Source organism: Streptomyces bungoensis, from assembly GCF_001514215.1.
GTDB classification, from domain to species: Bacteria; Actinomycetota; Actinomycetes; order Streptomycetales; family Streptomycetaceae; genus Streptomyces; species Streptomyces bungoensis.
The window spans coordinates 190,119-213,337 of sequence record NZ_KQ948862.1 but is presented as its reverse complement, the minus strand read 5'-3'; the positions used below and the strand labels follow the sequence as shown (position 1 = coordinate 213,337).

Sequence of the window (23,219 nt, the reverse complement as noted above, 5' to 3'; positions counted from 1 at the left end):
GGGCGCAACAGCTTGAGTGGTGACCGAACTTCCTACCCAGAATGACCTGGGCGAGGTTCAGAGGGTCTGCGGCCGGTTGCCGCACTCTCAGCGCTGTGGCGCTCCCCTGTCGGAATATGAAGATGTGATGACGTGGCCAGATTATCGCTCGGTGGCCGCCAGCTGACCACAGGCCCCGTCGATCTCCTGTCCACGGGTGTCCCGGATCGTGACGGGTACACCATGGGCCGCGATCGCCTCGACGAACGCCTTCTCGTCCTCCGGCCGCGAGGCGGTCCACTTCGACCCCGGAGTCGGGTTCAGCGGGATGAGGTTGACGTGCACGGGCCTGCCCTTGAGCAGCCGGCCGAGCCGGTCGCCGCGCCAGGCCTGGTCGTTGATGTCACGGATCAGCGCGTACTCGACGGACAGCCGGCGCCCGGACCGCTCGGTGTACTCGAACCCGGCGTCCAGCACCTCGCGCACCTTCCACCGCGTGTTCACGGGGACGAGGGTGTCGCGCAGCTCGTCGTCCGGCGCGTGCAGGGAGATGGCCAGCCGGCACTTGAATCCCTCGTCGGCGAACCGGTGGATGGCGGGCACCAGCCCGACCGTCGACACGGTGATCCCGCGCTGCGACAGCCCGAGTCCGTCCGGCGCGGGATCGGTGAGCGCGCGGATGGCGCCCACGACCCGCTTGTAGTTGGCGAGCGGCTCCCCCATGCCCATGAAGACGATGTTGGACAGCCGCGCGGGGCCGCCGGGCACCTCGCCGTCCCTGAGGGCCCGCATGCCGTCCACGATCTGGTGGACGATCTCGGCGGTGGACAGGTTGCGGTCCAGTCCCGCCTGCCCGGTCGCACAGAACGGGCAGTTCATCCCGCACCCCGCCTGCGAGCTGATGCACATGGTGACCCGGTCCGGGTACCGCATCAGCACCGACTCCACCAGGGTGCCGTCGAACAGCCGCCACAGCGTCTTGCGGGTCGTCCCCTCGTCCGTGGACAGATGCCGGACGACGGTCATCAGCTCCGGGAACAGCGCCTCGCGCAGCTTCTCCCGCGCACCGGCCGGGATGTCGGTCCACTGCTCGGGGTCGTGGGCGTACCGCGCGAAGTAGTGCTGCGAGAGCTGCTTGGCGCGAAACGGCTTCTCCCCGGCCTCGGCGACCGCCTCCTTGCGCTCGGCGGGCGTGAGATCGGCAAGATGCCGCGGCGGCTTCTGCGCTCCGCGCGGCGCGACGAAAGTGAGTTCTCCGGGCTTGGGCATGGTGGTACCAGTGTCGCAGATCCAATCGGATGACCCGTCGAGCCGCCTACCGGGGCACCGGCGCTCCCTGCGCGGTGAGAGACCCTTGCCTTCTTCTTAACTCCGGACGTCATCCCGTCCCGCCGCTGCGACGTACCACCTGTGAAGGTTTCGCACACGCCGACGGCATATGTCAGGAGGAATGCCATGGCGATCTTCAACACTCTGTTCCCCGCCCTGGGACGTGATCACGGGGATCACGGTCACGGGGACCACGGGGACCACGGCGACCACGGCGACTTCCGGGACCACTTCTCCGGGGGCCACCACGGTCACGGTTACTGATATGCCCCACCACCAGTGACACGGAGCGGAGCGGGCCGGAGTTCATGGGAACCGGCCCGCTCCGTCGTGCGTCGGCGTGCATCCGGGCATCTGATGGCCGACGAAAGGGGGGTATGCAGATAATCACCTCTTTGGTGGACCAATCGGCCCATTGCGGTACGGGGGGTGGCCCCGCTTCCCTGGAGGGGACGAAGGACCGGGGCTCGGGGCCGCGCAGGCTGGAGGTGACCGGAGTGCGAGACTTCAGCGGCGGGCTGGCGCGCGCCGGCGAGATGTGCCGTCGTCCCATGGTCCTGGTGGCGGCGCTGTCGCTCCTCCCGGTCCTGTTGCTCGTGGCGGACCTGCTGACGCCCCCCGTCGTCCGCTTCGGGCCCATGATGGTGGCGGCCCCGGCCCTCGCCGCCATCTTCTGCAGCCCCGCCGGCGTGCTGGCGGTGATCGCCGTGACGCTTCCCTGCGTGGTGGCGGCCTCCTTGGTGAACCAGCAGCTCGACACCGTGAACTTCCCGGTGCAGGTCGTCACCATCGGGCTCATCAGTGCGGCCGCCTTGGCCGCCAGCGCCGTGCGGGTGCGCAGGGAGCGGGAGCTGGCCAAGTCCCGGTGGGTCGCCGAGGTCACCCAGCGGGTGCTGCTGCACCCGCTGCCGCGCCAGGTCGGCCCGTTCGAGGTCGCGTCGCTGTACCAGGCGGCGGACGAGGAGGCCGCCATCGGCGGTGACCTCTACGCGGTCGCCCACCACGGTGCGCGCACGCAGGTCCTCCTCGGTGACGTGCAGGGCAAGGGCCTGGCGTCCCTGGAGATGGTCAGCTGCGTGCTGAACAGCTTCCGGCAGTCGGCCCGGCACGGCAGCCCGCTGCCGGACGTGGTGCGGGAACTGGGCGCGGCGTTCCACGAGGAGGTCCAGGACCTGTGCGCGGCCGCGGAGACGGGGTCCGGCTCGGGCAGCCAGTTCGGGGAGGAGTCGTTCGTCACCGCGGTCGTCCTGGAACTCCCCGAGGAGGGCCCCGTGCGCCTGGCGAACCTGGGGCATCCGCCGCCGCTGCTCCTCCAGGACGGCACCGTCACCGCGCTGGAGCCCACCGTGCCGGTGCCGCCGCTGGGTCTGGAGGAGCTGAACGGCGGGGAGGTGATCGTGGACCGGGCCGACTTCCCGCCCGGAGCCACGCTCCTGCTCTACACCGACGGGGTGACCGAGGCCCGGGACGCGTCCGGCGCCTTCTACCCGCTCGCCGAGCGGCTCCGGCGCTGGGCCGGCCTGACGCCGGAGCAACTCGTGGACGCCGTCCAGCGCGACCTGCGCCAGTACGCGGGCTCCCGGCTCACCGACGACGTGGCCATGGTGGCGGTCCGGCGGGCTCCCGCCGCCGTGCGCTCCGCCGGGGTGCACTCGGGCGAGCTGACGGAGGCGCGCAGGAGGGCCGCCTGAGCGGGAGGGCGCGCCGGCAGACGAGAGGGCCCGCCGCACCTCCGTGCAGCGGGCCCCTCGTCGTACGTGTCCCAGCCGTTGTTCAGCTGCTTCCCACGAAGGCCACCATCAGCAGCCACACCACCGGTGCCGTCGGCAGCAGTGAGTCGAGGCGGTCCATGATGCCTCCGTGGCCCGGCAGCAGGGTGCCCATGTCCTTGATGCCCAGGTCACGCTTGATCATCGACTCGCCGAGGTCGCCGAGGGTGGCGCTGACCGCGACCGCGAGGCCGAGCAGCAGACCCTGCCACCAGGCGCCGCCGTCGATCAGGAACTGCATGCACAGCGCGCCCGCGACCATGGCGAACGACACCGCGCCCAGCAGTCCCTCCCGGGTCTTGCCGGGGCTGATGCGCGGGGCGAGCTTGTGCGTGCCGAAGCGCCAGCCGACGGCGTACGCGCCCGTGTCGCTGACGACCGTCAGCAGCAGGAAGGTCAGGACCCGCCAGGGACCGTCGTCGGCGGTGAGCATGAGCGCGACGAACGTGGCCAGGAAGGGCACGTAGAACGCCGCGAAGACGCCCGCCGTGACGTCCTTGAGGTAGCCCTCCGGCGGTTCCGTCATCCGCCAGACCAGGACCGCCAGTGCCGTGAGCGCCATGGCGACCCAGGCGCCCTCGGCGCCCCGGACGTACCCGGCGATCACCATCGCCGCACCGCCCAGCGCCAGCGGCACCAGCGGCGCCTTGATCTCCTTGCGCTCCCGCAGCCTGCTGGTCAGTTCCCACAGGCCCACGACCACGGCGACGGCGATCACCCCGACGAACACGGCCTTGACCACGAACAGGGAGGCGAGGATCACCACACCGAGCCCCACCCCGACGCCTATGGCCGCGCTCAGGTCGCGGCCCGCGCTCTTCTTCGGCGGCGCGGGCGCCGGCTGGGGGGCGTCGGGCATGGGCTCCGGATTCCGCCGCACCGCCCCGGGGGGCGGCACCTGCTGCATCTCGTCTCGCAACGGAGGGCCGTTCAGCCGAGCGGCCCTCCGTTCGTCGTCCTGGTTCCCGCCGTACGCGGGTCCGTCGGGCACGATGGGCATGGGGCGAGTCTGCTGCGCCGGTGGCGCATCGTAGACGGGACCCGCCGGGGCTACGCCCTGCGCAGGCCCCTGGTCGGACGGCCCCCAGTACCCGGTCTGTGGTCCGGCGTGCGGCGGCGCTCCCCAGGAAGAGTCGTTCATCAGACCTCGAGCAGCTCCGCTTCCTTGTGCTTCAGGAGCTCGTCCACCTGCGCGACGTACTTCGCGGTGGTGTCGTCGAGCTCCTTCTCCGCACGGCGGCCCTCGTCCTCGCCGACCTCGCCGTCCTTGATCAGCTTGTCGATGGCGTCCTTGGCCTTGCGGCGCACCGAGCGGATGGACACCTTGGCGTCCTCGCCCTTGCCCTTGGCGACCTTGATGTACTCGCGGCGGCGCTCCTCGGTGAGCTCGGGGAACACCACCCGGATGATGTTGCCGTCGTTGCTGGGGTTGACGCCCAGGTCGGAGTCGCGGATCGCCTGCTCGATGTTGCGCAGCGCGCTCTTGTCGAACGGGGTCACGACCGCCATGCGCGGTTCCGGCACGGAGAACGAGGCCAGCTGGTTGATCGGCGTCGGCGCGCCGTAGTAGTCGGCCACGATCTTGTTGAACATCGCCGGGTGCGCACGGCCGGTGCGGATCGCGGCGAAGTCCTCCTTGGCGACCACGACGGCCTTCTCCATCTTCTCCTCGGCCTCGAGGAGGGTCTCTTCGATCACCACTTGCTCCTGCGTGTCTTGAGTAAGGCCCGGCTGCGGTTCCTCGTCGGGGCGGCGGCCGGCTGCGTCGCGTCTTCTTCCTGCACGGTTCCCGACCGGCAGGACATTGTCCATCCCCCGGCCGTGGTCCGGCGCCCTCACGGGGCCGCGCACCACCGGCCGGGTCGGTGCCGGGTCAGCCCCGGCCGGCCTGGTCACCCACCAGCGTGCCGATCTTCTCACCCTTGACGGCCCGCGCGATATTGCCTTCCGCCAGCAGCTCGAACACGAGGATCGGCAGCTTGTTGTCGCGGCACAGCGTGATCGCGGTGGCGTCGGCGACCTTCAGGTCGCGGGTGATGACCTCGCCGTAGCCGAGAGCGTCGAACTTGACGGCGTCGGGGTTGGTCTTGGGGTCGGAGTCGTAGACCCCGTCCACGCCGTTCTTGCCCATGAGCAGCGCCTCGGCGTCGATCTCCAGGGCGCGCTGGGCGGCGGTGGTGTCGGTGGAGAAGTACGGCATGCCCATACCGGCGCCGAAGATGACCACGCGGCCCTTCTCCAGGTGGCGCACGGCCCGCAGCGGGATGTACGGCTCGGCGACCTGGCCCATGGTGATGGCGGTCTGCACCCGGCTGTCGATGCCCTCCTTCTCCAGGAAGTCCTGGAGGGCGAGGCAGTTCATCACGGTGCCGAGCATGCCCATGTAGTCGGAGCGGGCGCGGTCCATGCCGCGCTGCTGCAGTTCGGCGCCGCGGAAGAAGTTGCCGCCGCCGATCACGACCGCGATCTCCGCGCCGTCGCGGACGACGGCGGCGATCTCGCGGGCGATCTTGTGCACCACGTCCGGGTCCACGCCCAGGCCCCCGCCACCGGAGAACGCCTCTCCGGACAGCTTCAGCAGAAACCGGCCGCGTACTTTGCCGTCGTCGCTCTTCTGGGCTTTGGTGGTCATCGGGATCCCGCCTCTGTTACGTGGTGCACATGCGAAGAAGGCCACTGCCGGTTGGGGTCGCTTTTCGCTCCCATGCGCGGCAATGGCCTCCTCGTCAGATCTGCTGCCGTCCGCCCCACACCCGGGTGTGGCGGTGTGCGCGGACGACTGCTGTCGACCCTATCGGGATTTCTCCGCGGGTCGCGCGTCGATCGCGGTACGGACTCAGATGCCGACCTTGATGCGCGAGAAGCGCTTCAGGGTGACACCGGCCTCGTCCAGCACCTTCTGGACCGACTTCTTGTTGTCGAGCGCGTACGGCTGGCCGAGCAGCGTCGCGTCCTTGAAGAAGCCGTTCAGGCGGCCCTCGACGATCTTGGCGATCGCGGCCTCGGGCTTGCCCTCGGCGCGGGTGGTCTCCTCGGCGATGCGGCGCTCGGACTCGACGACGTCGGCCGGCACGTCCTCCTTGGCGAGGTACTTCGGCGCGAACGCGGCGATGTGCTGGGCGATGCCCTTGGCGACCTCGGCGTTCGGCTTGTCGAGCTCGACGAGGACACCGATCTGCGGGGGCAGGTCGGGCATCGTGCGGTGCATGTAGGCGGTGACGTAGCCGTCGGAGAACTGCGCGAAGCGGTCCAGGACGATCTTCTCACCGAGGTTGGCGTTGGCCTCGTCCACGAACGCCTGGACGGTCTTGCCGGCCTCGATCTCGGAGGCGAGCAGGGCCTCGATGTCGGCCGGGGAGGACTTGGCGACGTGCTCGGCGATGGCCTTGGCCACGGCCTGGAACTTGTCGCCCTTGGCGACGAAGTCCGTCTCGCACTTCAGCTCGACGAGGACGCCGGAGGAGTTGTCGTCGGCGATGATGGAGACCACGGCGCCGTTCTCGGCGGAGCGGCCCTCACGCTTGGCGACGCCCTTCTGGCCCTTGATGCGCAGCGCCTCGACGGCCTTGTCGACGTTGCCCTCGGCCTCGTCCAGGGCCTTCTTGCAGTCCATCATGCCGGCGCCCGTGAGCTCACGGAGCTTCTTGACGTCGGCGGCGGTGTAGTTCGCCATGAGTCTGTGAGTCTTTCTCGAAGTCTTCGAAAGATCGGAGATCAGCACGGTCCGGGTCCACGTGCGGCCGTGGATCGCGGACGGCGTGCCGACCGACGGGTGAACGGTGGGGGCGGACTCACCCTCGCCGGAGGCGCTGTGGATTCCGTGCCGCCCCCACCGTCAACGCTGACGTCAGGCCTGCTCGCCCTCGGCGGCCGGGGCGGCCTCGGCGGCGGGAGCCTCGGCGGCCTCGGCGGCGGGGGCCTCGGCCGGCTTCTCGGCCTCGGCGGCCGGAGCAGCCTCGGCGGCCGGAGCGGCCTCGGCGGCCGGAGCGGCCTCGTCCGCCTTCTTCTCGCCCTCGAGCAGGTCGCGCTCCCACTCGGCGAGCGGCTCGCCCGCGGCCTTCTCGCCCTTGTCACCCGTGGCGACACGGGAGCGGGAGATGAGGCCCTCGGCGACGGCGTCGGCGATCACGCGGGTGAGCAGGGTGACGGAGCGGATCGCGTCGTCGTTGCCCGGGATCTTGTAGTCGACCTCGTCGGGGTCGCAGTTGGTGTCGAGGATCGCGACGACCGGGATGTTGAGCTTCCGGGCCTCGCCGACCGCGATGTGCTCCTTCTTGGTGTCCACGATCCAGACGGCGCTGGGCACCTTCTGCATCTCGCGGATACCGCCGAGGGTCTTCTCCAGCTTGGCCTTCTCGCGGGAGAGGACCAGCAGCTCCTTCTTGGTGAGGCCGGAGGCGGCCACGTCCTCGAAGTCGATCTGCTCGAGCTCCTTCAGGCGCTGCAGGCGCTTGTAGACGGTCGAGAAGTTGGTGAGCATGCCGCCCAGCCAGCGCTGGTTGACGTAGGGCATGCCGACGCGGGTGGCCTGCTCGGCGATGGCCTCCTGCGCCTGCTTCTTGGTGCCGACGAACATGACCGTGCCGCCGTGGGCGACGGTCTCCTTGACGAACTCGTAGGCGCGGTCGATGTACGACAGCGACTGGAGCAGGTCGATGATGTAGATGCCGTTGCGCTCGGTGAAGATGAAGCGCTTCATCTTCGGGTTCCAGCGACGGGTCTGGTGACCGAAGTGGACGCCGCTCTCCAGCAGCTCCCGCATCGTGACGACGGCCATGGCCGTATCTCCTTGAGTTTCTCGGTTGTGCCGCGCCCGCCGGACGGCGGCCGCGCCTGACGCCCGTGGTGCGCCGTGCCACGAAGGACCGAGAGGCGCTTGGCACGAACCCGTTCCGGGTGCCGTGCCTGGGCGTGCGAAGTCGACCCGGTGACCCGGATCGCCAGAAGAAGTGTACGGGACCGACGGGGCAGCGGGTGACGCCGCTGTCCACAACCGGCCGGTCGTCCACAGGTCCCGGCCATGATCGCGAGAATCCGGGAGCCTGCTGCGCATGCGACGAGCGATGCGATGTACGGCGGTGTGGGCGGCGTGTCTGCCGGCACTGGGCCTGGCCGCGCCGGCTCCTGCGGCCCGGGCGGGCGCGCCGGTGCCGGGACCGCCGGCCCGGGCGGGCACGCCGGCGCCCGGTCCCCCGGTGCCCCGCGAGGCGCCGGTTCCGGCCGTCGGCCGCACCTGGCCGGTGGGCGTCCGGCCTCCGGTCCTGCGCGGCTGGGAGCCCCCGGCGACGGTGTACGGGCCCGGGCACCGGGGGGTCGACCTGGCCGCTCCGCCCGGCTCCCCGGTCCGCGCGGTCGCGGCCGGCCGCGTGGTCTTCGCCGGCCGGGTCGCGGGGCGCGGCGTGGTGTCGGTGGCACTGGCGGGGACGGATCTGCGGACCACGTACGAGCCGGTGAGCCCGTCGGTACGGAAGGGGGACGCGGTCGCCGCGGGTGCGGTGGTGGGGGTGGTGGAGCCGAGGGGCTCGCACTGCGGGCCGGCGGCGGCGTGCGTGCACTGGGGCCTGCTGCGGGGCGAGACCTATCTCGACCCGCTGTCCCTGCTGCCGCCGTGGCTCCTGCGCAGGGGCCCCTCGCGGCTGCTGCCGGTCCTGGGTGTCCCGCTGCCCGGGTAACCGGGGCGGCCAATGCCCCGGCTCAGCGCCGCGCCCCGGCTCAGCCCCGGACGCCGCGCAGCGCCATGGCGACGGCCGCGTCGGTGACCACCGCGGGGTCCTCGGCCGCGCCCAGCTCGATCCGCCGTACCGCCGCGTCCACGACTCCCTGCAGCAGCATGGCCGCCAGCCGGGGCTGCCCGTGCCCCAGCTCCCCCAGCGCCTCGACGACCAGCGTGACCAGTCCGCCGTGCGCGGCCCGGATCTTCTCCCGCGCCCCGGCGTCCAGCTCGCTCGCCGAGATCGCCACCACGGCCCGGTGCCGCCGGTCCCCGGCCAGCGAGAGCTGCTGCCGCACGTACGCCTCGACCTTTCCCTCGGCCGACGGCGCCCGCTCCATCGCCGCGGCGACCTCCGCCGCCCACACGGGGAAGTCGACCTCGCACAGCTCCTCGACCACCGCGGCCCGCGACCGGAAGTACTCGTAGACGGAGGACCGCGCGAGTCCCGTGCGCTCGGCCAGCGCGGGGAAGGTCAGCGCCTCCGTCCCACCCTCGGACAGCAGGGACCGCGCCGCGTCCAGCAGGGCGGCTCGCTGCATCGACCGGTGCTCGGCCACGGAGGCCGCTCGAATCCTTGGCACGTCGACCACTCTACGGAGGGGCCCCCGTGAACGGGAGCGACTCAGCGTCCGAAGCTCGCCAGCTTCGCCCGCAGCTGCAGCACCGACTTGGTGTGGATCTGGCTGACCCGGCTCTCGGTGACCCCGAGCACGTGGCCGATCTCGGCGAGGGTGAGCCCCTCGTAGTAGTACAGCGTGACCACGGTCTTCTCCCGCTCGGGCAGCGTGTTGATCGCCCGCGCCAGGAACCGCCTCAGCTCGCGGTCCTCGGCCACCTCCACCGGGTTGTCGGCGGCGGTGTCCTCGATGGTGTCCATGAAGCTGAGCCCGTCGCCGTCCTCGCCGCCGACGTGCAGCAGCTCCTCCAGCGCCACGACGTTGGCCAGGGACAACTGGCTGAAGACGGCGTGCAGTTCGTCGACCGCGATGCCCATCTCGGCGGCGACCTCCCCTTCCGACGGGGTCCGCCGCAGCCGCGCCTCCAGGGTGGCGTAGGCCCGTTCCACGTTGCGCGCCTTCTGCCGCACGGACCGGGGGATCCAGTCCAGCGCCCGCAACTCGTCGATCATCGCGCCGCGGATCCGGGTGATCGCGTACGTCTCGAACTTGATCTCCCGGTCGATGTCGAACTTCTCGATCGCGTCGATCAGCCCGAAGACGCCCGAGGAGACGAAGTCCGCCTGCTCCACGTTGGGCGGCAGGCCGACGCTCACCCGGCCCGCCACGTACTTGACGAGCGGCGAGTAGTGCAGGATCAGCTGTTCCCGCAGCCGCTCGTCCCCCGTCGCCTTGTACGACCGCCACAGCTCGTCGAGCGTCGAGGGAGCGGGCGGCCGCGCGCTGCCACCGTCGCGGGCGGCTGGGGGGAGCGCCGCCCGGTCGGACCCGGAGGTGTGCTGGGGCATTCGTCGCCTTGTGCCGTTCTGCTGTGAAGTGCCGTGATGTGCCGTGATGTGCCGTGGAGCGGGGACGTGGACGAGGGTGGGACGGGGCGGGGTGGGGTGGGCGGGTTTCGTGGGGGAAGTGGGGTACCCGGGCGAGTAGTCGGTCTGATGTCGAGTTCGCGCGGTCTGCGCCGGACTTTCGTGAGCGTAGCGTGACTGAGGAGTCGCGGTGTGCGAACAGCGAGGCTCCACTCGTGCGCGGAGCCGTCCCACCGGCCGTGCCACCACCCTCGGCCGTTCGCTCAGAGTGACCGGCCGCCGACCTCAACTCCGGGAAACCCAAAGGGCGTAGGGGTTCCCCCGGACGGGCGAACACGCTCGGTCAGCATGGACTCCGACCGCGCCGGGCCGAGATCACGGCATGGCGTGTCAACTTCCAGCCATCGCCGTGTCGTTCGACGTAACCAAGTGCCCGCAGTTCGTACAGCCTCGCGATCGCGTCGTCCGGCGTGGTGCGCGCCCCGCGGGCGATCTCCGCGGCGGGGGCCGCGCGGTCGCCGGGCAGGGCGGCGAGGACGGCCCGCGCGGCGGGTTCCAGCAGGTCGCGCGGCAGAACGGGGCCACGCCGGGGCGGGGCGAGTTCACCCATGTCGCCCACGAGTTCGACGACGTCGGCGGCATCGGTGACGAGGACGGCCTCCTCGCGCAGCAGTTCGTGGACGCCTGCGGAGAGCCCGCTGGTGACGGGGCCGGGCACGCCCATCGTGAACCTGCCGAGCCGCTGGGCCGCCCGCGCGGTGACCAGCGAGCCGCTGCGGCAGGCGGCCTCCACGACGACGGTGCCCCGGGTGAGCGCCGCGATCACCCGGTTGCGCAGGATGAACCGGCTCGGGGTCGGGTGGTCGCCGGGTGGCAGCTCGCCGATCACCAGTCCCTGTTCGGCGATGCGGTTGATCAGCGCGGTGTGGCCGCGGGGGTAGGGCCGGTCGACACCGCAGGCCAGGACGGCGACGGTGGCTCCGCCGGCGGCGAGGGCGCCTCGGTGGGCGGCCCCGTCGATGCCGTAGGCGCCGCCGGAGACGACGACCCAGCCCCGCTCGGCCAGCCCCGAGGCGAGCGCGGCCGCCACATGGGTGCCGTACTCGGTGCAGGCGCGGGCCCCCACCACGGCGACGGACCTGAGCGCCCACAGGCGCAGGCCGGCCCGCCCGCGCACCCACAGCCCCGTGGGCCGGGCGTCGCCGAGGTCGTCGAGCTGCGCGGGCCACTCCGCGTCCCCGGGGCAGACGAACCGCATCCCCGCGGCCCGAGCGGCCTCGAGATCCCGCTCGGGCTCCGCCTGCCGCGCCCGGGCCACCAGCCCGCCCCAGCGCGTCCCGCTCACCCCGGGCAGCGGCGCCCCGCCGTCCCGCAGCCGCCGCACCACCTCCGCCACCCCGAACTCCCGCAGCCACCGCCCCGCTGTCTCGTCCCCGGGTTCGACGACCCGGGCGAGGAACACCCGGGCCGTCAGCTCACCGCCCGCGCTCACGCCGGGGTCCCGAGCGCCAGGGGCACCCCGCGCGGGACACCGGTGCGCAGGTGCAGCGCGAGCGCGACGTCGGCGGCGCCCGGCCGGTCGTGGCCGACGAGGTCCGCGACCGTCCACGCCACCCGCAGCACCCGGTCGATTCCCCGGGCCGTCAGCACGCCCCGCTCCAGGCTGCGCTCGGCCTCGTCCATCGCGCCGGCGGCCGCGTGGAAGCGGCTGCGCAGCTCCCGGCCCGGCACCTCGCTGTTGGTGCGCCAGGGTGTGCCGGCGAGCCGGGCCGCCGACCGCTCCCGGGCCGCCCGGACCCGGTCGGCGACGGCCGCGGTGGACTCGCCGCGGGCACCGGGTTCGGTCAGCTGGGCCCGAGTGACGGGCTCGACCTCGACCCGCAGGTCGACCCGGTCCAGCAGGGGGCCGGACAGCCGGGCCTGGTAGCGGCGGATCGCCGAGGGCGGGCAGTCGCACAGGGCGTCGCGCTGGGAGAAGCGTCCGCAGGGGCAGGGGTTGGCCGCCAGGACCATGAGGAACCTGGCCGGGAACCGGACCACTCCGGCGCTGCGCGCGATCACCACGTGCCCGGACTCCAGGGGCTGCCGCAGGGCGTCCAGGGTCTGGCCGTGGAACTCGGGGGCCTCGTCCAGGAAGAGCACGCCCCGGTGGGCGAGGGAGACGGCGCCGGGCCTCGCCACGCCGGGGCCGCCGCCGACGAGCGACTGCATGGTGGCCGAGTGGTGCGGGGCGCAGTAGGGCGCGGCGTCGATGAGCGGCTTGCCCGGGGGCAGCAGCCCGGCCACCGAGTGGACCGCGGTGACCTCCAGCGACTCCTGCCGGGTCAGCCGGGGCAGCACGGCGGGCAGCCGCTCCGCCAGCATGGTCTTGCCCGCGCCGGGCGGGCCCTCGAGGAACAGGTGGTGCCCTCCGGCGGCGGCCACCTGCACGGCCGTGCGCGCCGGGATCTGGCCCACGACGTCGGCCAGGTCGTGGCCGTGGTCGTGCTGCGCGGCGCCGACGCTGTGCATGCCGGTGGCCGCGCCCGCGCCGGGCACCCGCAGGCCGGCCAGGAGGGGGTCGGGGCGTCCCCGGTCGTCCGGCTCCTCGTCGGGGACGGGCTCGTCGGCCAGGACGGCGATCAGCTGGCGCAGGCTGCGCACGCCGAGCACGGACACGCCGGGGACCAGGGTGGCCTCGGCGGCGGCGCACTCCGGCACGACGACCTGTTCGTAGCCGGCGTCGGCGGCGGCCAGCACCGCGGGGAGGATGCCCCGCACCGGCCGCACCCTGCCGTCCAGGCCGAGTTCCCCGATCATCACGATGTCGGCCAGGACCCTGGGGTCGATGCGCTCCGCGGCGCCGAGGACGGCGCAGGCGACGGCCAGGTCGAACCCCGAGCCGGCCTTGGGCACGGACGCGGGGCTGAGCCCCACGGTGAGCTTCTTCTGCGGCCACTCGGCACCCGAGTTGACCACCGCGGCCCTGACCCGGTCGCGGCTCTCGGTCAGGCTCTTGTCGGGCAGGCCCACCAGGGTGAAGGCCGCCACTCCGGGTTCCAGGTCGGCCTGGACCTCGACGACGACGCCCTCGACGCCGACCAGGGCGACGGAGCACGTACGGGCGAATCCCATGTCAGGCCACCCCCCGCGCGTGCTCGACGCGGGGGCCGCCCCGGCGGGGCAGCAGGACGCCGACCAGGTCGATGCGGACGCCTCCGGGCGGTGCTCCCCCGTGGGTCTGGATCCAGCGTTCGGCGAGGTCCAGCAGACGCCGGGTCTTCCTCGGGGTGAGCGCGGCCATCGGGTGCTGGTAGGCGCCGTCCCTGCGGGTCTTGACCTCGCAGACGACCAGCGTGCTCCCGTCCCGGGCCACGATGTCGATCTCGCCGGACCGCCCCCAGCGCCAGTTGCGCTCCAGGACGGTCATCCCGGCGTCGGTCAGCCGCCGCGCGGCCAGGTCCTCGCCGTACCTGCCGAGTCCGTTGCGTGCCCTGCTCATGTCGGCACCACCTCCGGCGCCAACGGTCACGCATCCACCCGACAGTTGTTGATCTTGGTGGACGACTCAGCGGTTGTGGAAAACCCCGTCACCCGCCCGGGAGCTCCAGATCGCTCTTGTTCAGCTCCTCGATGTTCACGTCCTTGAACGTGAGCACGCGGACCTGCTTCACGAAGCGGGCCGGCCGGTACATGTCCCACACCCAGGCGTCTGCCATCGACACCTCGAAGAACACCTCTCCCTGGACCGAGTGCACCTGCATCTCGTAGTCGTTGGTGAGGTAGAAACGCCGCTCGGTCTCGATCACGTATTTGAACAGACCGACGACGTCTCGGTACTCCCGGTAGAGCTTCAGCTCCATCTCGGTCTCGTACTTCTCGAGGTCCTCGGCGCTCATGGCATGTTCCCCTTCAGCCGTGCGATCCCCCCATTGTGCGCCAGTCCGACGGTCCCTCAGACGATTTCGGTGTCGAGGGTCACGGGCCTGGCCGGGGGACCCTCGTCGAGCAGCGTGCGCAGCAGCCCGGCGAGCCTGGTCGGATACACCGTCTCATGTGACCGGGTCAGTTCCTGACACGTCCACCAGCGCGCTCCGGCGACACTGCGCCGCTCCAGCTCGGTCAGGCCCAGCGCGGCGGTCGCCGTCCGGGTCGTACGGGCCAGGTAGTACCACTCGTCCTGGTCCCAGCGGCGGCCCGCGAAGGGGAAGGAGCACCGGCGGCGCCACAGCACCGGGCCGAGGTCGACCTCGATGATGCCGGTCTCCTCGGCGAGTTCCCTGAGCGCGGCCTCCTCGCGCGTCTCGGCGCCCTCCACACCGCCCCCGGGGGTGAACCACCAGTCGTCGGACGGGTCGTCCGGCTCGTGGCCGTGCAGCAGGAGGATGCGGTCCCTCGGGTCGAGCAGGACGACCCGGGCCACCTTGCGCAGGCCGTCCGCGCCGGGGTCCCCGCCCGTCGCGGCCTCAGCGGGCACCGGCGGTCTCCGGCCGGGCGCGGCGGCGGGAACGGCCCAGGAGGCCCGCGACAGGTCCGTAGGCGCCGCCCGCGAGGACCAGGACGGCGCCGGCGGCGATCGCCGGCTCGATGATCCGCAGCGGGCCCGGCTGGGACAGCGGGCCGAGGGCCTCGAACCCGGTGGGCCGCTCGAGCGCCCCCTTCATGGGCCAGACCACGGCGTCGACGCGGGCGGAGACGGCGTCCCGGGAGACGGTGCCCCGGGCGGCGTCGGTCAGGTGCGCGGTGGAGTCCAGCGAGCCCTGCCGTTCGTCACCGAGGAGGAACAGCCTGCCCTTGGGGACGGTCACCGTCGGGATCTTCGTGATCTCGGCCGGGGAGCCCTTGGGCAGGTACGGCTCGTCGATCCGCTTGCCGTTGACGGTCAGCTTGCCGTCGGTGCAGCAGGAGACGGTGTCGCCGCCGACCGCGACGACCCGCTTGACCACGTTGGCGTTGGTGACCCAGCTCTTGTCCCGGAAGACGACGACGTCACCGCGGCGGATGTCGGCGCCGTGCACGCGCTCGGCCAGCACCCGGTCACCGACGCCGATCGTCGGGGACATCGAACTGGTGGGCACGGTGTACGGCATGTAGAGCACCGCTCCCCAGACGAACCCTCCGAGGAACAGCACCAGACCCAGCGCCACGGCCAGCCCGGACAACCGCTGACCTGCCCGGCTGCCGCCTGCCGCTGCCGTGCCCGTGCCCGCGCGCTGCGGGGCCGTACGCGTCGTGCTCTCGCCCATGGACCCGCACCCTACCCGGCGGTACGGGTCCGGCCCAGCCCGTGGCCGGACCGGGTTGGTCAGGGTTGGTCAAGAAGTGGCCGTGGATCCGGTCCGGGTGCCGGGCCGCTCGGTCTTCGCGGCCCGCCGGCGCCGCCAGAGGGCGACCGGGAGGACGGCCGCCACCGCGACGCCCTGCGGTGCCACCGGCAGGGACGAGGCAGCGGAGGACTGCTGGTCCAGGCCCTGGCCGAAGGTGTCCGGGATGGGCAGCGTGCCCCAGCGGTTGACCGGCCAGGCCTTGACGATGGCGCGGCCGACGACCTTGTCGACGGGCACCATGCCGTGGTTCCGGTCGGACTGGTTGTAGCGCGAGTCGCGGGAGTTCTGGCGGTGGTCGCCCATCACCCAGATGAAGCCCTTGGGCACCTTCACCTTGAACGTGCCGCCCTGGTCGTCCTGGCTGCACGGGGTGTTGCCGGGGTAGACGTACGGCTCGTCGAGCGCCTTGCCGTTGACCGTCAGCGGGCCGGTGCCCCTGCACTGGATCGTGTCGCCGCCGACCCCGATCACCCGCTTGATCAGGTCCTTCTCCTCGGCGGACGGCATCAGGCCGATCCAGCTGAGGACCTTCTGCACCGGGTTCGGGGTGGGCGTCGGCTCACCCGCCAGCCAGTTGTCCGGGTCGTGGAAGACCACGACCTCACCGCGCTCGGGCTCGGAGCCGAACCACGGGGTGAGCTTGTCGACCAGGACGCGGTCACCCCGCTGGAGGGTGTTCTGCATCGAGTCCGACGGGATCGAGAACGCCTGGACCAGGAACGTCTTGATCAGCAGCGCCAGGACCAGCGCGATGACGACCAGGATCGGCAGCTCCTTCCAGAAGGAGCGCGGCTTCTTCGGCGGGCGCCCGGCCCCGTCCGCGTCCTCGCCGATCCCCGGCCGCTGTCCCGGCGTACCGTCGCCGGCCGCGGGGAAGTCCGGGTTCTCCGGGTTCATGGCGCCGTCCTGAGCGGCGGCGTTCGCCTCCACGGGGTGCCCGCGGTGCTCCTCGCCGTCGTGTCCCGACCGTGCGCCAACCGCCACATCCCCCACGCCAACTCCTTACTCTCTGCCGCCGCCTGCCCCTTACACGGTGCAGGCCCACCACTCCCATAACGAGCGGGAGTTCCGCAGGGGTCGGGAGCTGAGTCATTCCGTTCGGATCGTCGGAGGCAACCCTATGCGACAGCCGGGGGGACGCGGTCGACCCCGACACGGAGTCGGCAACGCTTGCGAAGGTTTTAGGTTCGTCGAGGCTGGTCCAGTGACCGACGGGCCAGCCGATGGCCATGGCCCGGCCGACCACCGAATCCACGGAGACCGTTCCGCCGTACGGGGTGTTCTGGTGGGCGCGGGAGTCCGCGGAGTTGCCCCGGTGGTCGCCCATCACCCACAGCCGGCCCTTGGGCACGGTGATGTCGAACGGGGTGGTCGACGGCTCGTTCCCCGGGTACAGGTAGTCGCCCTCGGTCAGCGGGACGCCGTTGACGGTGACGCGGCCCTGCGCGTCGCAGCACTTGACGTGGTCGCCGCCGACCCCGATGACCCGCTTGATCAGGTCCTTCTCGTTGGCCGAGGGCAGCAGGCCGATGAAGGTGAGGCCTTCCTTGACCTGTTTGACGACGACGGGGTCGTTCGCCTTGGGGGTCTGTTCGTCGGCCAGCCAGCCGCCGGGATCGTGGAAGACGACGACGTCGCCGCGGTGCGGCTCGGAGCCGAACCACGGGGTGAACTTGTCGACCAGGACGCGGTCGCCGATCCGGATCGTCTGCTCCATGGAGCCGGACGGGATGACGAAGGCCTGGACGAGGAACGTCTTCAGGACCAGCGCTATGAGGACGGCGACACCGACCAGAAGGGGGATCTCCCGAACGGCTGAACGCCTGCGCTTGCGCTTCACCTTGCGCTGGAGTTTGCGCCGCTCCGCGCGCGAGCGGCCGCCACCCGGCGTGGAGGTGCGGCGAGTGCCGGTGGGCAGGAGGTCGTCGGCGGCCGTGCCGGTGACCCCACGCGGCTTGCCCCGGTTACCCATGCGCGCCTCCCGCGGCGGGCACGCGCGCGTAGGCGGACGGCCGGGTCAGGTGCCGCCAGTGGGCGTACGGCCAGGCGATCCAGTCGGCGCGGCCGATGACGTCGGCGACGGGGACCATGCCGCCGCCGGGCGAGCCGAGGTGGTCGCGGGAGTCGCTGGAGCGGCTGCGGTGGTCACCGAGGAGGAACAGGCGGCCCGCGGGCACGACGACGTCGAACGGGACGCTGGACGGGGCGTCCCCGGGACGGAGGAACGCCGTCTCGTCGACCGGCCGGCCGTTCACCTCGAGCCTCCCCTCCTTGCCGCAGCAGACCACGTGGTCGCCGCCCACCCCCACCACGCGCTTGACGTAGTCGCCGTTGCCGAAATACCCGGTGCCGTCGAAGACAACCACGTCGCCGCGGCGCGGCCGGGCTCCGAAACGGTACGCCAACTTATTTACGAGGACGCGGTCGCCGATCCTCAATCCCTGCTCCATGGATCCGCTCGGAATCTGGAACGGTTGCACCACGAAAGCGTTGAGGAGCAGCAAAAACACCAGGCAGACGAGGACGGTGAGGGTGATCCGGCCGCCGGGCAGCCACGGGGTGAGCCGTGACACCAACGCGAAACGCGACCGGCCCTCCGTCCCCGGGGAACCGGGGAGGGAGGAGCGGTCGCGTTCCGTCGGCTGTGCTTCGGTGTCCATCGGAGCCAGATGCTATCCGGCCCTCCCATGAACCCGGGAAAGCGCTCAGCTCTCGCGCTTCTCCTTGATCTTGGCGGCCTTGCCGCGCAGCTCACGGAGGTAGTACAGCTTGGCGCGGCGCACGTCACCACGGGTGACCAGCTCGATCTTCTCGACGATCGGGGTGTGCACCGGGAAGGTGCGCTCGACGCCGACGGAGAACGAGACCTTGCGGACCGTGAAGGTCTCGCGGACACCGGAGCCCTGGCGGCGGATCACGACGCCCTTGAACTGCTGCACACGGGAGCGGTTGCCCTCGATGACGCGCACGTGGACGTTGACGGTGTCACCCGGACGGAAGGCCGGGATGTCGCTGCGCAGCGACGCGGAGTCGACGGTGTCGAGCAGGTGAGACATTTCGTCTGCTTTCCTCGCTGATGCCACAGGTCATCAACGGCAACTAGGTGTACGGGAGGTCGGCCGTGCGTGTCCCGGCGGGCGTCGTGTCCCCCTGTGGCAGGGGCGCACGCCGGACGGGCGCACAGCAGCGGCCTATTCTTCCATGCCGTCGGCCCGCCGCCAAAATCGGCCGTACGGCTCCCCCGCCGGGTCCGGCTCCCAGCCCAGGATGGAGAGCATCTCGCGGTCCTTCTTGTCGAAGGCCTTGGGGTCGCAGCGCTCGACGAGGTCGGGCCGGTTGGCCGTGGTCCGCCTGAGCGCCTCGTCGCGCCGCCAGCGGGCGATCCTGCCGTGGTGGCCGCTGAGCAGCACGTCCGGGATGTCCCGGCCGCGCCACAGGGGCGGCTTGGTGTAGACGGGGCCCTCCAGGAGGTTGGCCATGGCGCCGGGCGCGAAGGAGTCGTCCCGGTGGGACTCGGCGTTGCCGAGGACGCCGGGCAGCAGCCGGGCCACGGCCTCCGTGATCACCAGGACGGCCGCCTCGCCGCCGGCGAGCACGTAGTCGCCGATGGACACCTCGTACACCGGCATCCGGGTGGCGTACTCGTCCATGACGCGCCGGTCGATGCCCTCGTAGCGGGCCGGCGTGAAGACCAGCCAGGGCCGCTCGGACAGCTCGACGGCCAGCTCCTGGGTGAAGGGGCGGCCGCTGGGCGTGGGGACGACGAGCGCGGGAGCCTGGGCGCCGTTCTCGTAGCCGTCGGCGAGGACCGTGTCCAGCGCGTCGCCCCAGGGCTCGGTCTTCATGACCATGCCGGGGCCGCCGCCGTACGGGGTGTCGTCGACCGTGTGGTGACGGTCGTAGGTCCACGCCCGCAGATCGTGCACCCGCACGTCGAGCTGTCCTCGCGCGCGTGCCTTGCCGACGAGCGAGACGTTCAGCGGTTCCAGGTACTCGGGGAAGATCGTGACGACGTCGAGGCGCATCACGACTCGTCCCGCGAGGAGGCGATCTCGGCGCGGTCGTCGATCAGGCCGGGCGGGGGCGCGATGACGGCCTTCTGCTCCTCCAGGTCGATCTCGACGACGATCTCCTCGACGAACGGGACCATCACCTCGCTGCCGTCCGGGCGCTCGACGATGAACAGGTCCTGGGAGGGCAGGTGCGAGATCTCGGTGATGCGGCCGACCTCGGTGCCGTCCTCGGTGACCACGTCGAGGTCCATGAGCTGGTGGTCGTAGTACTCGTCCTCACCCTCGGGAAGTTCCTCCGGGTCGATCTCGGCGATCAGGAGGGTGTTGCGGAGGGCCTCGGCGGCGTTGCGGTCCTTGACGCCCTCGAAGCGCAGGAGCAGGCGGCCGCTGTGCACGCGGCCCGTCTCGATGGTGAGCGGTCCCACGCCGGCGGGATCGGTGGCGAGTACGGCGCCGGGCCCGAGCCTGAGCTCCGGTTCGTCGGTGCGTACCTCCACGGTGACCTCGCCCTTAATGCCGTGGGCGCGGCCGATCCGTGCGACTACGAGCTGCACTGTGCTTGGTCTCCTGTCAGACGACTGCGGGCCGGGGACGGCCCGTGAGGGCCCTCCCCGGCCCGAGCCGGTTGCGATGAAGCGTCAGCGGACGTGGTCCACGTCGACGAGGTCGACGCGGACACCGCGGCCGCCGATGGCGCCCACGACGGTACGCAGAGCGCGCGCGGTGCGGCCGTTGCGGCCGATCACCTTGCCGAGGTCGTCGGGGTGGACCCGGACCTCGAGCACGCGCCCGCGGCGCAGGTCGCGCGAGGCGACCTGCACATCGTCAGGGTTGTCGACGATGCCCTTCACGAGGTGCTCAAGCGCCTCTTCGAGCATGCTGCTCAGGCCTCGGTCGACTCGGACTCGGCAGCGGCCTCGTCCTTCTTCTCAGCCTTCTTCTTCTGGGTGATCGCCTCACCCTTGCCCTCGTCGTCACCGCCGAGAGCCTCGAACGACGGACGCGTGGCCTTCGGCTCGGCGACGAGCAGCGGAGCCGGGGCGGGCTCGCCCTTGAACTTCTGCCAGTCGCCGGTCTTCTTCAGGATGGCGAGGACGGGCTCGGTCGGCTGCGCGCCGACACCCAGCCAGTACGCCACACGCTCGGCGTCCACCTCGATGACCGACGGGTTGTACGTCGGGTGGTACTTGCCGATCTCCTCGATGGCCCGGCCGTCACGGCGGGTACGGGAGTCGGCGACGACGATGCGGTAGTGAGGCGAACGGATCTTGCCCAGACGCTTCAGCTTGATCTTGACTGCCACGGGAGTTGGTTCTCCTGGAATTGACGTGGTTGGGCACGGCGAGCTGCCGCGTGGGGTTGCGGTACCCGAGTGCCCGACGGACGCGTCAGCCGGAGGAGAGAGGGGTCCTGTGCGGCTGTCGAGTACAGCTAGCCATTGTGCCACACGGGCGGGTCGCTCTCGGCCGCCGGTACGGCTCCGGCGCCGGGCAGGGGGCAGCGGCACCCGGCGTGGAGGTGACCGCACGTCGGGTGCGCTGTGTGAAGTTGCCGTCCGCGCCCGCGGACCGGCACCCACGAGATGCCGGTGTTCCGCGCCTCGCGCCTACGCCGCTCCCGCGACCTCCGGGATGCGGAACGGCTTGCCGCAGCCGCCGCAGACGATCGGTGCCTGGGCCAGGACGGAGGGGACCACCCGGACGTTGCGGCCGCAGTCGCAGACCGCCTTCACCCGGACCCCGCCGCCGGACGAGCCGTGCCGGGCGGCCGGGCCGCGGAAGGTGCGGGAGGTGTCGGACGAGGTGGCCGCCGTGTGCGCCTTCAGCGCGCGCTGCAGCCGTTCGATGGTCGGGCGGTAGCGCCGCTTCGCCTCGGGGTTGAGCGTGACCAGCGAGAAGCCGCTGCTGGGATGCGGCTCCTCGGGGTGGTCCAGGCCCAGCTCCTCGGCGATGGCGAGGAAGCGGCGGTTGTGGTAGCGGCCGGCGCGGGAGGTGTCGCGGACGCCGCGGGCGGCGGCGATGCCGTGGACTGCCTCGTGGAGCAGCCGCTCGAAGGAGAGTTCGTGCCCGCACGCGGACGACGACTCCCCGATCAGTGATTCCGGCGCGGCAAGGTCGGGCAGCTCGGGGTGGTACCGCTGGATGTCGGCCCACGCCTGCGCCAGCTCTGCGGCGAGAACAGGTGGTGTCTGTGTCGTGCTCACGTAATGACAACGAGCGTGGGTGCCGCTGTGTTCCTATTCCGGGGCATCCCAAATAATTTGCACGTACCCGTCAGTTGCCACTGATGCGTCCTGACGAGGGCGGGTGCGCTGATCTGCGGAGAAGCCTCGCAGCTCATACCAAGCCGGTGCGTAGTCTGACGTACGTCCCGTCGCGCGGGACCCGCGGCCGCGGTGGCCGGCGGATGCGCAAGACGCGTTTCGGTCGCTCTGGGACGGAGGCTCCGTCGTGTTCAGCGTCCGTGACGGTCGTGACGTTACCGCGCGCTGCTCCGCCGCCCGTCACCGCCCCGGCCGACCGGGAGCGGCCACCGTACGGTCGGGCGGATTGCCGGGGTGTGAAATCTCGCCACACTCGCCCCCCGGCCCCAAGCCGGGCCCCTGGACCCCTGGACGGCATCGCGAGCCGGGAGTTACCTGGCATACGTGGAGCGTGCGCACGCACGCCACGGGGACCACGCGATGGGCACTGGCGAACGGCCGGCGGATTGGGGCGCTTACCTATGACACCAACGCTCGTGCGGGAACACCTGTCTCACGCGGCGTCCGTACCACCCCGTGTGAACCTGTGCGCACGCGCGCGTGACTGGTCCGAGATCCAGGAGCGGATGCTGGTACCGCTCTACGAGACCGTCTACGAGCGATTGGAAGTGGGCCCCGGCACGCGGCTGCTGGGCCTGCGGTGCGGTTCCGGGCTCGCCCTGCTCATGGCGGCCTCCAGAGGGGCCGCGGTCACCGGTGTCGACTCCTGCAGCGAACGGCTCGACCTCGCGCGCGAGCGCCTGCTGCCGGACACACCGCCCGGGGCACGCGGCACGCGCGCGCGTGCGGGCACCGGCCTGCGTGCGGGCGCGGAACTCGTGGACGGCTCGCCCGCGGAGGCGGCGGGAGCGCGGACACCCGCGTACACCCTGGTGACCGTGTTCGAGCCGATCGGCTGCCTGGCGGGCGACTCCGAGGGACTCGGCGACCTGCTGGCCCAGGCGCTGCCGCTGACCGCGCGGGGAACGGCCGTGGTGCTGGCCGGCTGGGGGCCGCCGGAGCGCTGCGCCACCTCCTCCGTGCTGCGGGTGGCGACGAAACTGGCCGATCCCTTACGCGGCGCGGGCGGCTGCCGGCAGGCCGCGCGCGACGACCTGGAGGAGGTCACCCAGCGGGCGGGGCTGAAACCCGACGGCTCCGGCCGGGTGTCGTGCCCGTTCGGCTACGCCGACCTGGACAGCGCCGTGCGGGGCCTGCTGTCGACGGGCCTGTTCGACGGGGCCGTCGCGGCCACCGACGGCAAGCAGGTGGCCAAGGAGCTGACGGAGGCCCTGCACCCCTACCGGCGCCCGGACGGGACCGTCTGGATGCCGAACGTCTTCCGCTACCTGATCGCCCGCGTCCCCTAGGGGCGGCCGACATGC

The 23,219-nt window shown here is 71.8% G+C and carries 26 protein-coding genes and 1 pseudogene; 4 read left to right on the top strand and 23 right to left on the bottom strand.

The window, feature by feature from the left end; all coding sequences use genetic code 11:
- Nucleotides 1–141: 141 nt before the first annotated feature.
- Nucleotides 142–1,248: a dual-specificity RNA methyltransferase RlmN gene (gene rlmN / locus AQJ66_RS23605; protein ID WP_061925829.1), complete on the bottom strand. Its 1,107-nt coding sequence runs from the start codon at nt 1,246–1,248 to the stop codon at nt 142–144.
- Between the two features lie 186 nt (nt 1,249–1,434).
- Between rlmN and AQJ66_RS38940 the strand changes: the two genes are divergently transcribed.
- Nucleotides 1,435–1,572 carry a hypothetical protein gene (locus AQJ66_RS38940; protein ID WP_159052605.1) on the top strand — a complete coding sequence of 46 codons (138 nt, stop codon included), beginning with the start codon at nt 1,435–1,437 and terminating at the stop codon, nt 1,570–1,572.
- Nucleotides 1,573–1,805: 233 nt separating this feature from the next.
- On the top strand, nt 1,806–2,999 hold the full coding sequence (locus AQJ66_RS23600) for a PP2C family protein-serine/threonine phosphatase (protein WP_244162901.1): 1,194 nt from the start codon (nt 1,806–1,808) through the stop codon (nt 2,997–2,999).
- An 82-nt stretch (nt 3,000–3,081) separates the two neighbouring features.
- Here the strand turns inward: AQJ66_RS23600 and AQJ66_RS23595 are convergent, their stop codons facing one another.
- From AQJ66_RS23595 to rpsB, 5 genes are all read right to left on the bottom strand, one after another.
- The gene (locus AQJ66_RS23595) at nt 3,082–4,218 is read right to left on the bottom strand and encodes a phosphatidate cytidylyltransferase (RefSeq protein WP_079060372.1); all 1,137 of its coding nucleotides are present in this window, start codon (nt 4,216–4,218) and stop codon (nt 3,082–3,084) included.
- Complete coding sequence (gene frr / locus AQJ66_RS23590; RefSeq protein WP_014675285.1) at nt 4,218–4,775, bottom strand: ribosome recycling factor; 558 nt, start codon at nt 4,773–4,775, stop codon at nt 4,218–4,220. Before frr ends, AQJ66_RS23595 begins: the two co-directional genes overlap by 1 nt.
- A 175-nt stretch (nt 4,776–4,950) precedes the next feature.
- Nucleotides 4,951–5,709, bottom strand: coding sequence for a UMP kinase (gene pyrH / locus AQJ66_RS23585; protein ID WP_061925823.1), 759 nt, complete (start codon nt 5,707–5,709; stop codon nt 4,951–4,953).
- A gap of 204 nt (nt 5,710–5,913) precedes the next feature.
- Nucleotides 5,914–6,750, bottom strand: a complete 837-nt coding sequence (tsf, locus tag AQJ66_RS23580) for a translation elongation factor Ts (protein WP_061925820.1) — start codon at nt 6,748–6,750, stop codon at nt 5,914–5,916.
- A 174-nt stretch (nt 6,751–6,924) separates the two neighbouring features.
- The gene (gene rpsB, locus AQJ66_RS23575) at nt 6,925–7,854 is read right to left on the bottom strand and encodes a 30S ribosomal protein S2 (protein ID WP_061925817.1); all 930 of its coding nucleotides are present in this window, start codon (nt 7,852–7,854) and stop codon (nt 6,925–6,927) included.
- Between the two features lie 274 nt (nt 7,855–8,128).
- Between rpsB and AQJ66_RS23570 the strand changes: the two genes are divergently transcribed.
- Complete coding sequence (locus tag AQJ66_RS23570; RefSeq protein ID WP_244162900.1) at nt 8,129–8,749, top strand: peptidoglycan DD-metalloendopeptidase family protein; 621 nt, start codon at nt 8,129–8,131, stop codon at nt 8,747–8,749.
- Nucleotides 8,750–8,789: 40 nt separating this feature from the next.
- On the opposite strand, the gene AQJ66_RS23565 is transcribed toward AQJ66_RS23570, so the two are convergent.
- The 17 genes and pseudogenes from AQJ66_RS23565 to AQJ66_RS23485 form a co-directional block, all read right to left on the bottom strand.
- A complete protein-coding gene (locus AQJ66_RS23565) occupies nt 8,790–9,347 on the bottom strand; it encodes a TetR/AcrR family transcriptional regulator (RefSeq protein ID WP_061925815.1) in 558 nt (185 codons plus the stop codon).
- A 65-nt stretch (nt 9,348–9,412) separates the two neighbouring features.
- Nucleotides 9,413–10,255 carry an RNA polymerase sigma factor WhiG gene (gene whiG, locus AQJ66_RS23560; RefSeq protein WP_061925812.1) on the bottom strand — a complete coding sequence of 281 codons (843 nt, stop codon included), beginning with the start codon at nt 10,253–10,255 and terminating at the stop codon, nt 9,413–9,415.
- Nucleotides 10,256–10,616: 361 nt separating this feature from the next.
- Nucleotides 10,617–11,765, bottom strand: a complete 1,149-nt coding sequence (gene dprA / locus AQJ66_RS23555; protein WP_061925809.1) for a DNA-processing protein DprA — start codon at nt 11,763–11,765, stop codon at nt 10,617–10,619.
- On the bottom strand, nt 11,762–13,387 hold the full coding sequence (locus tag AQJ66_RS23550) for a YifB family Mg chelatase-like AAA ATPase (RefSeq protein ID WP_061925806.1): 1,626 nt from the start codon (nt 13,385–13,387) through the stop codon (nt 11,762–11,764). The genes dprA and AQJ66_RS23550 overlap by 4 nt, the downstream gene beginning before the upstream one ends.
- Before the next feature lies 1 nt (nt 13,388).
- Nucleotides 13,389–13,784, bottom strand: coding sequence for a YraN family protein (locus tag AQJ66_RS23545; RefSeq protein ID WP_107119026.1), 396 nt, complete (start codon nt 13,782–13,784; stop codon nt 13,389–13,391).
- A 58-nt stretch (nt 13,785–13,842) separates the two neighbouring features.
- A complete protein-coding gene (locus AQJ66_RS23540) occupies nt 13,843–14,151 on the bottom strand; it encodes a DUF2469 domain-containing protein (RefSeq protein ID WP_003965949.1) in 309 nt (102 codons plus the stop codon).
- 56 nt (nt 14,152–14,207) lie between these two features.
- Nucleotides 14,208–14,729, bottom strand: a complete 522-nt coding sequence (locus AQJ66_RS23535) for an NUDIX hydrolase (RefSeq protein WP_061925801.1) — start codon at nt 14,727–14,729, stop codon at nt 14,208–14,210.
- On the bottom strand, nt 14,719–15,498 hold the full coding sequence (lepB, locus tag AQJ66_RS23530) for a signal peptidase I (RefSeq protein WP_061925798.1): 780 nt from the start codon (nt 15,496–15,498) through the stop codon (nt 14,719–14,721). Before lepB (AQJ66_RS23530) ends, AQJ66_RS23535 begins: the two co-directional genes overlap by 11 nt.
- A gap of 69 nt (nt 15,499–15,567) precedes the next feature.
- Entirely contained in the window at nt 15,568–16,572 is a 1,005-nt protein-coding gene (gene lepB, locus AQJ66_RS23525) for a signal peptidase I (RefSeq protein ID WP_061925795.1), read from the bottom strand.
- Nucleotides 16,472–17,551, bottom strand: a pseudogene (gene lepB, locus AQJ66_RS37520) (signal peptidase I); the annotation flags it as partial. The gene lepB (AQJ66_RS23525) and the pseudogene lepB (AQJ66_RS37520), both read right to left, overlap by 101 nt.
- Nucleotides 17,544–18,239, bottom strand: coding sequence for a signal peptidase I (gene lepB / locus AQJ66_RS23515; protein WP_061925789.1), 696 nt, complete (start codon nt 18,237–18,239; stop codon nt 17,544–17,546). The gene lepB (AQJ66_RS23515) and the pseudogene lepB (AQJ66_RS37520), both read right to left, overlap by 8 nt.
- A gap of 45 nt (nt 18,240–18,284) precedes the next feature.
- The gene (gene rplS / locus AQJ66_RS23510) at nt 18,285–18,635 is read right to left on the bottom strand and encodes a 50S ribosomal protein L19 (protein ID WP_061925786.1); all 351 of its coding nucleotides are present in this window, start codon (nt 18,633–18,635) and stop codon (nt 18,285–18,287) included.
- A 135-nt stretch (nt 18,636–18,770) separates the two neighbouring features.
- Complete coding sequence (gene trmD / locus AQJ66_RS23505; RefSeq protein WP_061925783.1) at nt 18,771–19,604, bottom strand: tRNA (guanosine(37)-N1)-methyltransferase TrmD; 834 nt, start codon at nt 19,602–19,604, stop codon at nt 18,771–18,773.
- Nucleotides 19,604–20,146: a ribosome maturation factor RimM gene (gene rimM / locus AQJ66_RS23500; RefSeq protein WP_061925780.1), complete on the bottom strand. Its 543-nt coding sequence runs from the start codon at nt 20,144–20,146 to the stop codon at nt 19,604–19,606. The genes trmD and rimM overlap by 1 nt, the downstream gene beginning before the upstream one ends.
- Nucleotides 20,147–20,230: 84 nt before the next feature.
- Nucleotides 20,231–20,470 (bottom strand): RNA-binding protein, encoded by a 240-nt coding sequence (locus tag AQJ66_RS23495; RefSeq protein WP_005479813.1) that lies wholly within the window; start codon nt 20,468–20,470, stop codon nt 20,231–20,233.
- A 5-nt stretch (nt 20,471–20,475) separates the two neighbouring features.
- On the bottom strand, nt 20,476–20,895 hold the full coding sequence (rpsP, locus tag AQJ66_RS23490) for a 30S ribosomal protein S16 (RefSeq protein ID WP_061925778.1): 420 nt from the start codon (nt 20,893–20,895) through the stop codon (nt 20,476–20,478).
- A 303-nt stretch (nt 20,896–21,198) separates the two neighbouring features.
- A complete protein-coding gene (locus AQJ66_RS23485; protein ID WP_061925775.1) occupies nt 21,199–21,795 on the bottom strand; it encodes a hypothetical protein in 597 nt (198 codons plus the stop codon).
- A 521-nt stretch (nt 21,796–22,316) separates the two neighbouring features.
- Here AQJ66_RS23485 and AQJ66_RS23480 point away from each other — a divergent pair.
- A complete protein-coding gene (locus AQJ66_RS23480; protein ID WP_107119025.1) occupies nt 22,317–23,204 on the top strand; it encodes an SAM-dependent methyltransferase in 888 nt (295 codons plus the stop codon).
- The last annotated feature ends 15 nt before the right edge of the window (nt 23,205–23,219 follow it).

Bases quoted from the DNA above. Each gene is read 5' to 3' on its own strand.
- rpsB (WP_061925817.1), bottom strand. From the start codon at position 7,854: ATGGCCGTCGTCACGATGCGGGAGCTGCTGGAGAGCGGCGTCCACTTC.
- rlmN (WP_061925829.1), bottom strand. From the start codon at position 1,248: ATGCCCAAGCCCGGAGAACTCACTTTCGTCGCGCCGCGCGGAGCGCAG.
- lepB (WP_061925789.1), bottom strand. From the start codon at position 18,239: ATGGACACCGAAGCACAGCCGACGGAACGCGACCGCTCCTCCCTCCCC.
- AQJ66_RS38940 (WP_159052605.1), top strand. From the start codon at position 1,435: ATGGCGATCTTCAACACTCTGTTCCCCGCCCTGGGACGTGATCACGGG.
- trmD (WP_061925783.1), bottom strand. From the start codon at position 19,604: ATGCGCCTCGACGTCGTCACGATCTTCCCCGAGTACCTGGAACCGCTG.
- AQJ66_RS23480 (WP_107119025.1), top strand. From the start codon at position 22,317: ATGACACCAACGCTCGTGCGGGAACACCTGTCTCACGCGGCGTCCGTA.
- lepB (WP_061925798.1), bottom strand. From the start codon at position 15,498: ATGGGCGAGAGCACGACGCGTACGGCCCCGCAGCGCGCGGGCACGGGC.
- AQJ66_RS23550 (WP_061925806.1), bottom strand. From the start codon at position 13,387: ATGGGATTCGCCCGTACGTGCTCCGTCGCCCTGGTCGGCGTCGAGGGC.
- rplS (WP_061925786.1), bottom strand. From the start codon at position 18,635: ATGTCTCACCTGCTCGACACCGTCGACTCCGCGTCGCTGCGCAGCGAC.
- whiG (WP_061925812.1), bottom strand. From the start codon at position 10,255: ATGCCCCAGCACACCTCCGGGTCCGACCGGGCGGCGCTCCCCCCAGCC.
- AQJ66_RS23540 (WP_003965949.1), bottom strand. From the start codon at position 14,151: ATGAGCGCCGAGGACCTCGAGAAGTACGAGACCGAGATGGAGCTGAAG.
- AQJ66_RS23495 (WP_005479813.1), bottom strand. From the start codon at position 20,470: ATGCTCGAAGAGGCGCTTGAGCACCTCGTGAAGGGCATCGTCGACAAC.
- pyrH (WP_061925823.1), bottom strand. From the start codon at position 5,709: ATGACCACCAAAGCCCAGAAGAGCGACGACGGCAAAGTACGCGGCCGG.
- tsf (WP_061925820.1), bottom strand. From the start codon at position 6,750: ATGGCGAACTACACCGCCGCCGACGTCAAGAAGCTCCGTGAGCTCACG.
- AQJ66_RS23570 (WP_244162900.1), top strand. From the start codon at position 8,129: ATGCGACGAGCGATGCGATGTACGGCGGTGTGGGCGGCGTGTCTGCCG.
- AQJ66_RS23595 (WP_079060372.1), bottom strand. From the start codon at position 4,218: ATGAACGACTCTTCCTGGGGAGCGCCGCCGCACGCCGGACCACAGACC.